Below are 12,859 nucleotides of genomic sequence, written 5' to 3'. Positions count from 1 at the left end.
GTCGGTTCGTCGGTCACGTTCGCGCCTTTCTGCTGCGGATGCGGTGGGTGCCCAGTGTCCTCGCCCCCGGGCACCTGCCGCGCCCGGGGGTGGGGGTCGAAAGGCTTCTCTTGAGGGATGCGGTGAAGGTGGCACTGGGTCGTGGCGCTGACCGGCTCGATCGCGGCGGTAGGCAGCCGGGCTCTCAGCAGAGAGCTGTTGAGGAGAGGGGCGAACGTGTCGTGTTCGCGGTCGGGTCGTGCCGGGCGGATCCGGACTGGCCGACGAGAGCCGACCGCACTCTGACTTGCCCACTCGAGAACGGAACACCCCATCGACGATGAAGGAATCGGGACACTCAACGTCCCAATTCCTTCATCGTCGACACCCGGCACGCGCTGAGCCGCCACCCCGTAGTGGTCAGGTGGCCGCGTGAACCGAGTGTGGAGGATTTAGGACATTGAACGTCCCGAATCCTCCACGCTCGAACCTGTCGCGGTGAGATTCCGGTGTCATCGAGCTCCGAGACCGGAGCGATCCCCTCGACTACCGCACCTCACCTTCGCCCTGGTCACGCGCAGGTAAGCAAATACCGGTCCGCTCCAACCCTTCACTAAAGCGTGTCGCGGCCCGCGCCACGCGAAGGCACCGCGGTGAACAGCCTGGGGTGGCGCAGATCCGCCGCCTCGTACGCGGCCTTCACCGCCCGCCCCACGGTGTCCACATCGGACTCGCGGACCAGGGCGATGGCCGAACCGCCGAAGCCGCCGCCGGTCATCCGCGCGCCGAGCGCCCCGGCTTCGCGGGCCGAATCGACGGCGAGGTCGAGTTCACGGGTGGAGATCCGGTAGTCGTCGCGCATGCTGACATGCGAGGCGTCCAGCAGCGGGCCGATCTCGGTGATCCGGCCGGCACGCAGCAGCTCCACGGTGTCGAGGACCCGCTGGTTCTCCGTCACGACGTGGCGCACCAGCGGCACCAGGTCTTCCGGCAGCTTGGCGAGCGCGGCGTCGAGCCCGTCGACGCCGATGTCCCTCAGTGCCTTCACTTCGAGCAGTTCCGCGGCGCGTTCGCAGCCCCGGCGGCGTTCGCCGTAGCCGCCCTCGGCGTGCGAGTGTTTGGTGCGGCTGTCCATGATCAGGATCCGGACGCCGGATTCCTCCAGCGGGAACGGCACCTGCTCCATCTCGCCGGACCGGACGTCGAGGAACAGCACGTTCGATTCCGTGCAGCACAAGGAAGCTGTCTGGTCGAGCAGACCGGTCGGCGCGCCGACGAAGTCGTTCTCCGAACGCTGCACCCAGCGCGCCACCTCGTGCAGGGCGGGCGAACCCGCGCCGCTCCCCGGAGTGCGGCCCGCCAGACCCAGGAGGGCGAGCGCGACAGCGCATTCGAGCGCGTGGGAGGAGGACAGGCCCGCCCCCGAGGGCACGTCCCCCGCGATCGCCACGTCCGCGCCGGCGCCGAGCCCCTGGTCACGCAGTACCCAGGCGACCCCCGCCGGGTACGCGGCCCACCCGTCGACCGAGCCGGGCCGCAGGTCGGCGATGGTGAGCGGGCCGGATTCCTGGACCCGGCCGTCCGAGCCGAGGGTGGCCACGGTCAGCACGCCGTCCTCACGCGGGGACGCCGCCGCGGCGAGCCGGTGCGGGAGGGCGAACGGCAGCACGAAACCGTCGTTGTAGTCGGTGTGCTCACCGATCAGGTTCACCCGGCCGGGTGCGGACCAGACGCCCGCCGGAGCCCGGCCGTGCAGGGTCCGGAAAGTCCCCGCAGCGTCGGACGCGGCGCTCACCTGGCCTGCGCCAGCACGGCGTGCAGCGCCGAGACCGGCACCTGGGCGGTGTTGTTCCCGCCGGTGACCTCGATGGTCCCGCCGGGCGCCGTCTTGCCGACCTTGACCCGGCTGCCGGGCACGATGCCGACCGACTTGAGCTCCGTCATCAGCGTCTCGTCGAGCTGGACGTGTTCGGCGATCCGGCGGATCTCGACTTCGCCGCCACCCATGCGGGCGAACTCGTCGAGCCGCACCAGGTCGGCTTCGGCCGGCGGGGCGGGATCGCCGTCGCCGAGCTTGTCCAGTCCCGGGATCGGGTTGCCGTAGGGCGACGTGGTGGGGTGGTCGAGCAGCTTGACCAGCTTGCGCTCGACGGCCTCGCTCATCACGTGTTCCCAGCGGCAGGCCTCGTTGTGGACGTGTTCCCACTCCAGCCCGATCACATCGACCAGGAGGCGCTCGGCGAGCCGGTGCTTGCGCATGACCGCGATGGCCAGCTCGCGGCCGTGTTCCGTCAGTTGCAGGTGCCTGTCGTCCGCGACCACGACCAGCCCGTCGCGTTCCATCCTGGCGACGGTCTGGCTCACGGTCGGGCCGCTCTGCTGCAGCCGCTCCGCGATCCGGGCCCGCAGCGGGACGACACCCTCTTCTTCGAGTTCGTAAATCGTACGCAAGTACATCTCTGTGGTGTCGATGAGATCGTTCACGCTGTCCCCTTCGTCCGCGTTGCTCATCGTAGTCGCTGGCACTGACAGCGACGCACGCGTGGGGACAACAAGCTCCGAGGCGGGAAAAGTCCCCCAAGCTGGGCGTGGAGCCGCGGGGCACGGGAAGATGGGCCCATGCGCCCCATGATCACCACCAGCGAACTCGTCGCGCAGCTCTCCGGGCCGGAATCGGCACGCTCCGTAGTCCTCGATGTCCGCTGGCGGCTCGCGGGCCCGCCGGGCGCCGATTCCTATCGTGAGGCACATCTCCCGGGCGCGGTGTACGTCGACCTCGACACGGCGCTCGCCGGGGAGCCGGGCGACGGCGGCCGTCACCCGCTGCCCGAGCCGGAGACGCTGCAGCGGCATCTGCGGGCGGCCGGGATCCGCGCCGGTCACCCGGTCGTGGTGTACGACGACTCCGACGGGTCGGTCGCGGCGCGGGCGTGGTGGCTGCTGCGCTGGGCCGGGCACACCGAGGTCGCCGTGCTGGACGGCGGATTCGCAGCCTGGGCCGAGGAAGAGCGCCCGCTCACCGGCGAGATCCCCTCGCCGGAAGAGGGAGACATCGTGGTGGAGCCCGGCGGCATGCCGGTGCTGGACGCGGCCGGGGCCGCCACGCTGGCCAGGGAAGGGCTGCTCTTCGACGCCCGCGCCAAGCCGAGGTACGCGGGGGAGACCGAGCCGATCGACCCGCGCGCCGGGCACATCCCCGGCGCGGTCAACGCGCCCTTCTCCGGGCATCTGGCGGAGGACGGCCGCTGGCGTGACGCCTCGGAACTGGCCGAGCGGTTCGAAGGACTCGGCGTGGATCCGGAAACCCCGGTCGGTGTCTACTGTGGATCGGGCGTCACCGCCTCGTCCGTCGTCCTCGCGCTCGAGGTCGCCGGTCACCCGGAGCCCGCGGCGTTGTACGCGGGTTCGTGGTCGCACTGGTCCCGCGATCCGGAGCGCCCGGTGGCCACCGGAGACCTGCCCGGCTGACCCGCGCGGCGGCCGGGGACGGGGCATGAGCCGCTTCCGGGCACTAGAGTCCGTGCCATGCGAGCACCGGCCGTCGTATGGGACTCCTCGCTGCTGGGTTACGACCTCGGCGGCGAGCATCCGTTCAATCCGGTGCGGCTCGAACTGACGATCCGGCTCGCCACCGAACTCGGCGTGCTCGACGGGGTCGAGCTGCTCGTTCCCGGGCCCGCGGGTGAGGACGAGCTGCGCCGCGTCCACATCGGCGAGTACATCGAGGCCGTCCGGCAGGCGCCGATGACCGGTGCCGATTTCGCGCACGGGCTCGGCACCGAGGACAACCCGGTGTTCACCGGGATGCACGAGGCTTCGGCCCTCGTGGTCGGCTCGACGTTGCTGGCCGCGCGCAAGATCGCCGAGGGCGAGGCGACCAGGGCGGTGAACATCGCCGGCGGGCTGCACCACGCGATGCCGGACAGGGCGTCGGGCTTCTGCGTCTACAACGACTGCTCGGTGGCCATCTCGTGGCTGCTGGACCACGGTTTCGACCGCGTCGCGTACGTCGACACCGACGTCCACCACGGCGACGGCGTGCAGGCGGCGTTCTACGACGATCCCCGGGTGCTGACCGTTTCCCTGCACCAGCACCCGTTCACGCTGTGGCCGGGCACCGGCTACTCGGCGGAGATCGGCAAGGGCGGCGCCGAGGGCACCGCGGTCAACCTCCCGCTGCCGCCCGGCACCCGCGACGGCGGCTGGCTGCGGGCGTTCGACGCGGTGGTGCCGTCGCTGCTGGAGCAGTTCCGACCGCAGATCCTCGTCACCCAATGCGGCGTCGATTCGCACGAAGAAGACCCGCTGGCGGATCTGTCGCTCTCGGTGGACGGCCATCGCGCCATCTACCGGCGGCTGCGGGAACTGTCCGAAGCGCACGCGGGCGGCCGCTGGCTCGCCGTGGGCGGCGGTGGCTACCAGCTGATCCGGGTGGTGCCGCGGTCCTGGACCCATCTGCTCGCCACCGTGCTCGACCGCGACGTCGACCCGGCGACGGCGCTGCCGCCGAACTGGGTCGCGTCGATCTCCAGGGCGGCGCCGAACGCCGAGATCCCGCCCAGCATGTCCGACGACCGCGAAACCGCCTTCGTCCCGTGGGGAGACGGGGCGGACGAGCCGGTCGACATCGCCATCCGCGACACCCGCCGCGCGATCTTCCCGCTGCACGGTCTCGATCCGGACGATCCGAGGGACTGACATGACCAGTGAGGGCACCGGTAACCGCGACCCCTTCGACTTCCCGCGCGAATGGGAGGCCGACGTCCTGCTCTCCGACGGCGGCACGGTGCACCTGCGCCCGGTGATCCCCAGCGACGCCGACGGGCTCGTCGCCTTCCACGGCCGGTTGTCCGAACGCACCCGGTACTTCCGGTACTTCGGCGCCTATCCGCGGATCCCGCAGCGCGACCTCGAACGGTTCTCCGTCGTCGACCACCACGACAGGGTCGCCTTCGTCGCGCTGCTGGGCGACGACATCGTGGCGGTCGGCCGCTACGAACGGCTCGAACACGGGCCGTCGGCCGAGGTCGCGTTCGTCGTCGACGACGCCCACCAGGGGCGCGGGCTCGGATCGATCCTGCTGGAGCACCTGGCCGCGGCCGCTTCGGAATCCGGGCTCCGCCGCTTCGTCGCCGAGGTGCTCGCCGAGAACGCGGCGATGGTCCGCGTGTTCCGCGACGCGGGCTACCAGGTCAGCCGCGAGATCGAAGAAGGCGTGCTGCACCTGGAGTTCGACATCGACCCGACCGAGGAATCCCTCGCCGTCGCCCGCTCCCGGGAACAGGCCGCCGAGGCCCGCAGCGTGCACAACCTGCTGCACCCGAAATCGGTCGCGGTCATCGGCGCGTCCACCGATCCGACGAAGATCGGCTACGTCGCCCTCACGAACCTGCTGAGCGCCGACTTCGCGGGCACCGTCTACCCGGTCAACCCGGAGCACAAGTCCGTCCGCGGCGTCCACGCCTATCCGTCCGTCGTGGACATCCCCGAGGACGTCGACCTCGCGCTGGTCGCCGTCCCCGCCGAGGCCGTCGAGTCCGTTTTGGACGGTGCGCTGGCCAAGGGGGTCAAGACCCTTCTGATCGTCTCGGGCGGGTTCGCCGAGGCCGGGCCGCACGGGCTGCACGCCGAACTGAGGCTGGTCGGGGAGGCAAGGGCGCACGGCATGCGCGTGGTCGGCCCGAACGCGCTGGGCGTGCTCAACACCGACTCCGCGGTCCGGCTCAACGCCACCCTGGCGCCCCGGCTGCCCGCCCGCGGCCGCACCGGGTTCTTCTGCCAGTCCGGCGCGCTGGGCACCGCGATCCTCGCCGACGCCGAAGCGCGCGGCCTCGGCCTTTCGACGTTCGTCTCGGCGGGGAACCGGGCCGACGTCTCCGGCAACGACCTGCTCCAGTACTGGGAGACCGATCCGGCGACCGATCTCGTCCTGCTGTACCTGGAATCGTTCGGCAACCCGCGCAAGTTCGCCCGGCTCGCCCGGCGGCTGGCGCGGACGAAGCCGGTGGTGGCGGTGAAATCCGGCAGGCACGCTGTCCGCCCGCAACTCGCCGCGACCTCGGCGGAGGTCGACGAGTCCAGCGTCCAGGCGCTGTTCGAGCAGGCGGGCGTCGTCCGCGTCGACACGCTCGCGCAACTCTTCGACACCGCGCTGGTCTTCGCCCATCAGCCGTTGCCTGCCGGGCCGCGGATCGCCATCGTGGGCAACTCCAGCGCCATCGGGCTGCTCGCCGCCGACACCGCGCGGGCGCAGGGCCTCCGGCTGGCCTCGGACCCGGTCGACGTCGGGCCGCAGGCGGGCCCGGAGGAGTTCGCCGCGGCCGTGCGCGAAGCACTCAACTCACCGGAGACCGACGCGCTCGTCGTGGTCTTCGTGCCCCCGCTCGCCATCCCGGGGACCGCCTACGCCCGCGCGCTGCGGGAGGCCGTCGTCGAGATGGACAAGGACAAGCCGATCGTGTCGACCTTTCTGGCCGTCGAGGGCGTGCCGGACGAACTGGCCGTGCTATCCGAGGACGGCGTGCCGACGCGGGGTTCGGTCCCGTCGTACCCCAGCCCCGAACGCGCGGTGAACGCGCTCGCGCGGGTCGTGCGCTACGCGGCCTGGCGGCAGCGTCCGCAAGGCAATCTGGTGCGGCCCGCGGGACTGCACGCCGAGCAGGCCCAGGCGATCGTCAACGAACTGCTGACGGGCGAGGACGGCAAGACGACCCTGCTCTCCGACGACGACGTGGTCCGGCTCCTGGGCTGCTACGGCATCGACGTCGTCCCGTTCCGGGTCGTGACTTCCGCGGACGAAGCGGTGAAGGAGGCCGAGGACCTGGGATTCCCGGTCACCCTCAAGGCCGTCGACGAGCGGCTGCGCGGCAGGCCGGACCTCGCCGGGGTGCGGCTCGATCTGTCCTCTGTGGACGGAGTGCGCCGGGCGTACCTCGACCTGCGGGAGATCTCCGGCGACGACGAGGTCTACGTCCAGCGGATGGCGCCCAAGGGCATCTCGTGCGTGATCGGGCTGCAGGACGACCCGTCGTTCGGCACGCTCGTGTCGTTCGGTCTCTCCGGGCTGGTCAGCACGCTGCTGGGGGACCGCGCCTACCGCGCCGTCCCGCTCACCGACGTCGACGCCGCCACGTTGCTGCGCGAGCCGCGGACGTCGCCGCTGCTCACCGGATACCGCGGCGACGAACCGGCGGATCTGGCGGCGCTGCAGGACATCGTGCTGCGCGTCGCGGCGCTCGCCGAGGACAACCCCGAGGTCCGCTCGATGACCCTCGACCCGATCCTGGCCTCACCGGACGGCGCCTTCGTCGCCAACGCCCGGATCGTGCTGGGCCCGCCGCCGTCCCGCCCCGACACCGGGCCGCGGCGGCTGCGGCCGATCAACGCCCTTACCTGAGCCCGGGGAGTACGCGCGCCCTCGCCGATCAGGAATCCCAATCCTGGGGCGAGCGCGCGGCGAAATCCGCGTCGTGGCCGGTGAACTCCGCGATGTCGCCCCGGATCGTGTTGTGGAACGCGGCGACCCGCCCGTCCTGGACCACCATCGTCTGCACCGCGCGTTGCTCCCCGGCGAGGGGGCCCGCCGGGATGGACATCACCGTTTCGGTGTGCACGAGGTCGAGCCCGCCGCCGAGCGGGCGGCTCGACACCTGGCGGAGCTCCAGCCTGCTGCCCCGGTAGATGGTGTCGAAGATCTTCTGGCTTTCGCGGGCGATCGTCGCGCGGCCGCGCTGGATGCGGCCGACGACGTCGACGAAGTCCACGTCCTCGGCGAAGTTCGCGGCCCACGCCTCACCGTCACCGGTGTTCCAGGCGCGTTCCAGCGAAGTGATGATCTCCTCGGTGGTCATCGCTGTCCTCCCTTTGCAACGTCTGTCACCTGTTTAGCAGGAAGCGGACCGTGGTGTCGCTGCTCCGGTGACGCAGGTTCCTGCCGAAGAACGTGCTCAGTTCGGCTCGCTGGGCCGCGACGCTCCGCGCCGGGTCGATGGTGCCGATGAACGCGGCCGGGGCGTTGCCCAGCTGCGGCAACAAGGTCTGGTAGTCGGTGAAGCTGAAGTGCTCGCCGTCCGGCAGGCGCGTTTCGCGGGTCCAGCCGCGCTGGTTGCGCTGGAACTCCTGCCAGGAAGCGTCGGACGCGGCGCTGTGGTTGCCCGCGCTCATCAGCAGGAACGGCCGGTCCAGGCCCTCGTCGGCGACCCGGCCGAAGATCCGCTGCGACTGCGAGTGGGCCATGCTGCCGTCGAGGTCCGCCCCGGCGACGACGCGCCGGTCGGTCACCATCGTCTCGCCCGCGGTGAACCCGCCCGCGGAGTGGCCGAACATGCCGGCCCGGTTCAGGTGGAGCGAGTCGAGGACGAACCGCGTGTCCTGGACGCGGGTCTCGATCACCCGCTTCGACACCTCGATGCTCGAAGGCGGCAGGGCCTTCTTCTCGACGCGGCCACCGGGGAACTCGACCGCTTCCGCTTCGTGGGTGTGGTCGATCGCCACGACGACGTAGCCTTCGCTCGCGAGCTGCTCCTGCAGGGTGGTGCCGTGCGAACGGGACAAGGTGCCGCCGGGCGAATACAGCACGACAGGTCGCTTGCCGCCCAGCGCCGGCGCCCCGAGCCGCGAATGGGTGGGGAAGCGGTAGTCGATCAGGCTCGCGTCCATGCCCAGTTTGGCGGCGTCGCCTTCGGCCACCACCTTCGCGACTCCTGGTGCCATGTAAGGCGCTTTCGGCTTCCCGCTCGGCAAGGCCGGATACCGCACGGTGACCATGAGTTCCCGCGTGACGCCGGGAACCCACGGGTCCTGGCGGGAGTGGTCGACCAGATGGAGATCGGTGCTGCCGACCGCGTACGGCCCGGTCGGCGCGGTCAGGCTCAACCGGACGGGCGCCGCCGACGCGGACGGCGTGATGAGGACGGCGGGCAGTGCGAGCGCGGTGGCGAAGACGCCGATCCGGCGCAGTGTTCGTGTCATGGCACCGAACGTAGGGAGCGCGCCGGGTCCAGGGCATCAGGAAGATCACCGGTCCCGACCCTGGGATCCCACCCATCCCGGGGGGATCACGGGCGGGGGTAGCGGACTTCCCAGGCCTCGGCGACACCTTCGGCCGCGAGCTCCCGCTTGAGTATCTTGTGCGTCGCCGTCCGCGGCAGTTCTTCGACCACCCGCACGAACCGGGGCCGCTGCTTCGGCCCGAGATCGCCTTGTGCCACCACGAAAGCGGCGAACTCGCCCGCGTCGACCGGCGCCCGGCAGACCAGTGCGGCCATCACCTGGTCGCCCACCCGCGGATCCGGCACGCCGTACACGGCCGCCTCCCGGACCGCCGGATGCCGGAGGAGCGCGCGTTCGATCGGGGCGGTGCCGAGGTTCTCGCCGTCGACGCGGAGCCAGTCGCCGAGCCGCCCGGCGAAGTAGCAGTAGCCGTCCGCGTCGAGATAGGCCAGGTCGCCGGTGTGGTACATCCCGTCGCGCATCCGCTCGGCCTCGGCGGCCGGATCGCCGTAGTACCCGGCGAAGAAGCCCGCTCCACCGGTGTTGACCAGTTCGCCGACCGCCTCGGCGGCGTTGAGCAGCTTCCCGGCCGCGTCGAATTCCGCCGGGGGACAGGGTTTCCCGGTCTCCGGATCGAGGATGGCGACACCGTCGAGCAGGCGGCCGAGCGAACCGGCCGGGGTGGTGGCGTTCCGGCCGAAGTTCACGCCGCCCTCGGTCGAACCGAACGCGTCGACCACGTGGCAGCCGAACCGCTTGCCGAAAGCGGCGAGGTCGGCCTCCGTGCCTTCGTTGCCGTACAACAGTTTCAGCGGGTTGTCGGCGTCATCGTCCCGCTCGGGAGTGGCGACCACATAGGACAGTGGCTTGCCGACGTAGTTGGCGTAGGTCGCGCCGAACTCCCGGACGTCCGGGAGGAACCCGGAGGCGGAGAACCGGCGCCGCAACGCGATCCCCGCGCCCGCGGCGAGCCCGACCGACCAGCCCGCCATGATGGCGTTGGAGTGGAACATCGGCATCGACACGTACACCGTGTCCTGTGTGGACAGACCGAACCGGCCGGCCAGCATCGCGCCGGGATACGCGATCTTGCCGTGCGTGCACCGGACGGCCTTCGGGTCGCCGCTGGTTCCCGAGGTGAAGATCAGCATGAGCAGGTCTTCGGGCTTCGCCGCCACGGGAACGACCGCCTCCCGCAGCGGTTCGAGCTCGCTCAACGGCAGCACCGGGACAGCCGCCTCGGACAGCAGCGGAAGGTACTTCTCCTCCGCGAGCACCAGCTCGCAATCGGCCAGCGCGACGTCGCGGGCCAGCGCCGCGCCCCGGCGCGTCGGGTTCAGGCCGACCAGCACGTGTCCCGACAGCGCCGCGCCGCCGAGCAGGAACGAGAACTCGGGGACGTTGTCCGCCAGCAGCCCGAAATGCCCGCCGGGACGCAGCAGCCGGGTGAGCGCGGCCGCGTGACCGGCGCAGGCCCGGACGTGTTCGGCCCAGGACCAGCGCCGGTCCTCGAACAGCAGCCCGGTCGACGGGTCTTCTGCCCGGGCGAGCAGGAGTTCCGTGACCGTGGGCGTCATGCCGGGTCCGCGGCCAGGAGATCGCCGAGGCCCCGCGTCTGCGCGGTCGCCCCGCCGAAGGTGAACTCGAGCCGCTTCGCCGCGACGAAGTACCGGTGCAGCGTGTGGTCGACGTCGATGCCGACCCCGCCGTGGATGTGCACGGCGGTGTGCGCGACACGGTGACCGGCCTCGGCCGCCCAGAACTTCGCCGTCGCGACCTCTTCGGCCGCCGGAAGTCCTTCGCTCAGCCGCCAGGCGGCCTGCCACAACGTCAGCCGGACGGCTTCGACATCGACGTAGGCGTCGGCGAGCCGTTGCCGCACCGCCTGGAAACTCCCGATGAGGTGGCCGAACTGCTTGCGTTCCCGCGCGTACGCCGCGGTCAGTTCCAGCGCCCGTTCGACGACGCCGAGCTGCTGCGCGCAGACCCCGATCGTCCCGCGCAGCCGCAGCCATTCGCCGACGTCGCCCAGCGAGACCGCGGACTTCGCGCCGGACAGTTCGACCAGCGCCGCGTCGGCGTGGTCGACGGTCCGTTGCGGCGAGACGGTCACCGAGTCCCGGTCGAGCAGGAACACCTGACGGCCACCGTCGAGGGCGGCCTCGACGAGGAAACCGTGCGCGAAAGCGCCCGAAGGCACCGCGGTCTGCGCGCCGGTCAGCCGCCAGCCGTCGCCGTCGGCCTCGGCGGTGAAGCCGCAGGGCACGCCGTAGTCCGGCAGCGCCACCGCGAGAACGTGGTCGCCGCGCAGCACCGGGACCACCCAGCGCTCGGCGAGCCTGCCGTCCCCGAATTCGGAGACTGCGGCCGCGCCCATCACGACCGAAGTCAGGTAGGGCACCGGCGCGACCGCGCGGCCGATCTCGGCCAGGACGGAACACTGTTCCAGCAGCCCGAACCCGCCACCGCCCACCGACTGCGGCAGGGCGGCGTCGACCACTCCCGCCTGGGCCAGGGAGGTCCACAGTGGAGCGTCGAACCCGCCGGAACCGTGCGGCCCCAGCACGTCGGGGGTGACCTTGTCCGTGAGGATCCGGCGCGTGAGCGACGCGAGATCCTGTTGCGCTTCGGTGAGCGTGAAGTCCATCTGTGCCTCCTAGCGCGTGATGGGCAGGCCGAGGGCGGTCGCGGCGATCATGTCCCGCTGGATCTCGTTGGCGCCGCCGCCGAAGGTGAGGATCAGCGACGACCGGTGCAGTCGTTCGACCCGGCCGCGCAGCAAGGCGCCGGGGGAGCCCTCGCGGACCACGGCGCCCGCGCCGAGGATCTCCATCATCAGCCGGTAGGCCTCGGTCGCGAACTCCGTGCCGAACACCTTGGTCGCCGAAGCCTCCGCGGGGCCGAGATCGCTGCTCGCGGCCGCCCAGGCGATCCGCCAGTTCCGCAGTTTCAGGTACTCCGCGTGGGTGTGGATCCGCGCCAGGTGCAGCCGCACCCACGGCGCGTCGATGACGCGGGAGCCGTCGGGCAGTTTGGTCGTCTGCGCCCAGGTCCGCACTTCACGCAACGACGTCTGGATCGGGGCGGCCGAGGTCAGCGCGACCCGTTCGTGGTTGAGCTGGTTCGTGATGAGCGGCCAGCCCTCGTTCTCGCCCGCGACCCGGGAAGTCACCGGTACCCGCACGTCGTCGTAGTAGGTCGCGCTGGTGCCCGGTCCGGCGACCGTGCGCACCTTCGTCCAGGAGAAGCCGGGCGCGGACGTCGGCACGATCAGCATGCTCAAGCCCTTGTGCCTGCGGGCGTCGGGGTCGGTGCGGGCGGCCAGCCAGATGTAGTCGGCGTACTCGATCAGGCTCGTCCACATCTTCTGGCCGTTGATCACGTAGTCGTCGCCGTCGCGGACCGCGCGGGTGCGCAGCGCCGCCAGGTCGGTCCCCGCGCCGGGCTCGGAGTAGCCGATCGCGAAATGCAGTTCGCCGGCGGCGATCTTCGGCAGGTAGAACGTCTTCTGCTCTTCGGTGCCGTAGCGCATGATGGTCGGCCCGACGGTGTTCACCGTGAGGAACGGGACGGGCACCCCGGCGGCGGCCGCCTCGTCGGTGAAGATGAGCTGGTCGAGCATCGGCCGGTCCTGCCCGCCGTACTCGCGGGGCCAGCCGATCGCGAGCCAGCCCGAGCTGCCGAGCTCGCGCACGATTTCCTTGTACACCACACTGTCGCCGTACTCGCCGCCTTCGCCGGACAGGGCTTCACGGCGTTCGGGGGTCATCAGTCCGGCGAAGTACTCCCGCAGTTCCCCGGCCAGTGCGCGCTGTTCCGGCGTGTAGTCGATCCGCATCCGTCACCTCTGCCGTCGGTGCTCGTTACTGGTGCCATGGCCGCCCGCGGC

10 protein-coding genes are annotated in these 12,859 nt (G+C 71.2%); 3 read left to right on the top strand and 7 right to left on the bottom strand.

The features are described 5' to 3' along the window. Nucleotides 1–592: 592 nt before the first annotated feature. Nucleotides 593–1,774 carry a galactokinase gene (gene galK / locus ACLJPX_RS25075; RefSeq protein ID WP_410602214.1) on the bottom strand — a complete coding sequence of 394 codons (1,182 nt, stop codon included), beginning with the start codon at nucleotides 1,772–1,774 and terminating at the stop codon, nucleotides 593–595. Then, the gene (locus ACLJPX_RS25070; protein WP_101606427.1) at nucleotides 1,771–2,490 is read right to left on the bottom strand and encodes a metal-dependent transcriptional regulator; all 720 of its coding nucleotides are present in this window, start codon (nucleotides 2,488–2,490) and stop codon (nucleotides 1,771–1,773) included. The genes galK and ACLJPX_RS25070 overlap by 4 nt, the downstream gene beginning before the upstream one ends. Before the next feature lie 108 nt (nucleotides 2,491–2,598). Here ACLJPX_RS25070 and ACLJPX_RS25065 point away from each other — a divergent pair, with 108 nt between their 5' ends. Genes ACLJPX_RS25065 through ACLJPX_RS25055 form a run of 3 tightly spaced genes read left to right on the top strand, consistent with a single transcriptional unit; the run spans nucleotide 2,599 to nucleotide 7,375 of the window. Continuing rightward, nucleotides 2,599–3,447 carry a sulfurtransferase gene (locus ACLJPX_RS25065; protein ID WP_410602213.1) on the top strand — a complete coding sequence of 283 codons (849 nt, stop codon included), beginning with the start codon at nucleotides 2,599–2,601 and terminating at the stop codon, nucleotides 3,445–3,447. Between the two features lie 57 nt (nucleotides 3,448–3,504). Continuing rightward, entirely contained in the window at nucleotides 3,505–4,677 is a 1,173-nt protein-coding gene (locus tag ACLJPX_RS25060; RefSeq protein ID WP_101606429.1) for an acetoin utilization protein AcuC, read from the top strand. Between the two features lies 1 nt (nucleotide 4,678). Continuing rightward, nucleotides 4,679–7,375 (top strand): GNAT family N-acetyltransferase, encoded by a 2,697-nt coding sequence (locus ACLJPX_RS25055; RefSeq protein WP_410602212.1) that lies wholly within the window; start codon nucleotides 4,679–4,681, stop codon nucleotides 7,373–7,375. Between the two features lie 28 nt (nucleotides 7,376–7,403). Here the strand turns inward: ACLJPX_RS25055 and ACLJPX_RS25050 are convergent, their stop codons facing one another. The 5 genes from ACLJPX_RS25050 to ACLJPX_RS25030 all read right to left on the bottom strand — a co-directional run bounded on the left by ACLJPX_RS25050 (nucleotide 7,404) and on the right by ACLJPX_RS25030 (nucleotide 12,808). Beyond that, a complete protein-coding gene (locus ACLJPX_RS25050; RefSeq protein ID WP_101606431.1) occupies nucleotides 7,404–7,829 on the bottom strand; it encodes an SgcJ/EcaC family oxidoreductase in 426 nt (141 codons plus the stop codon). 25 nt (nucleotides 7,830–7,854) lie between these two features. Continuing rightward, nucleotides 7,855–8,949, bottom strand: a complete 1,095-nt coding sequence (locus ACLJPX_RS25045; protein ID WP_410602211.1) for an alpha/beta hydrolase family protein — start codon at nucleotides 8,947–8,949, stop codon at nucleotides 7,855–7,857. A gap of 86 nt (nucleotides 8,950–9,035) precedes the next feature. Beyond that, entirely contained in the window at nucleotides 9,036–10,547 is a 1,512-nt protein-coding gene (locus ACLJPX_RS25040; protein WP_410602210.1) for a long-chain-fatty-acid--CoA ligase, read from the bottom strand. Continuing rightward, on the bottom strand, nucleotides 10,544–11,617 hold the full coding sequence (locus tag ACLJPX_RS25035) for an acyl-CoA dehydrogenase family protein (RefSeq protein ID WP_410602209.1): 1,074 nt from the start codon (nucleotides 11,615–11,617) through the stop codon (nucleotides 10,544–10,546). The genes ACLJPX_RS25040 and ACLJPX_RS25035 overlap by 4 nt, the downstream gene beginning before the upstream one ends. Before the next feature lie 9 nt (nucleotides 11,618–11,626). After that, complete coding sequence (locus ACLJPX_RS25030) at nucleotides 11,627–12,808, bottom strand: acyl-CoA dehydrogenase family protein (protein WP_410602208.1); 1,182 nt, start codon at nucleotides 12,806–12,808, stop codon at nucleotides 11,627–11,629. Nucleotides 12,809–12,859 lie beyond the last annotated feature (51 nt).

Origin of the sequence: Amycolatopsis sp. lyj-90 (assembly GCF_046549035.1) — a bacterium.
GTDB lineage: Bacteria > Actinomycetota > Actinomycetes > Mycobacteriales > Pseudonocardiaceae > Amycolatopsis.
The sequence above is the reverse complement of the archived record's forward strand: the minus strand, read 5'-3'. Positions and strand labels throughout refer to the sequence as shown.

Coding starts and splice junctions, on each gene's coding strand:
- ACLJPX_RS25070 (WP_101606427.1), bottom strand. CDS start 2,490: ATGAGCAACGCGGACGAAGGGGACAGCGTGAACGATCTCATCGACACC.
- ACLJPX_RS25065 (WP_410602213.1), top strand. CDS start 2,599: ATGCGCCCCATGATCACCACCAGCGAACTCGTCGCGCAGCTCTCCGGG.
- ACLJPX_RS25060 (WP_101606429.1), top strand. CDS start 3,505: ATGCGAGCACCGGCCGTCGTATGGGACTCCTCGCTGCTGGGTTACGAC.
- ACLJPX_RS25055 (WP_410602212.1), top strand. CDS start 4,679: ATGACCAGTGAGGGCACCGGTAACCGCGACCCCTTCGACTTCCCGCGC.
- ACLJPX_RS25050 (WP_101606431.1), bottom strand. CDS start 7,829: ATGACCACCGAGGAGATCATCACTTCGCTGGAACGCGCCTGGAACACC.
- ACLJPX_RS25045 (WP_410602211.1), bottom strand. CDS start 8,949: ATGACACGAACACTGCGCCGGATCGGCGTCTTCGCCACCGCGCTCGCA.
- ACLJPX_RS25040 (WP_410602210.1), bottom strand. CDS start 10,547: ATGACGCCCACGGTCACGGAACTCCTGCTCGCCCGGGCAGAAGACCCG.
- ACLJPX_RS25035 (WP_410602209.1), bottom strand. CDS start 11,617: ATGGACTTCACGCTCACCGAAGCGCAACAGGATCTCGCGTCGCTCACG.
- ACLJPX_RS25030 (WP_410602208.1), bottom strand. CDS start 12,808: ATGCGGATCGACTACACGCCGGAACAGCGCGCACTGGCCGGGGAACTG.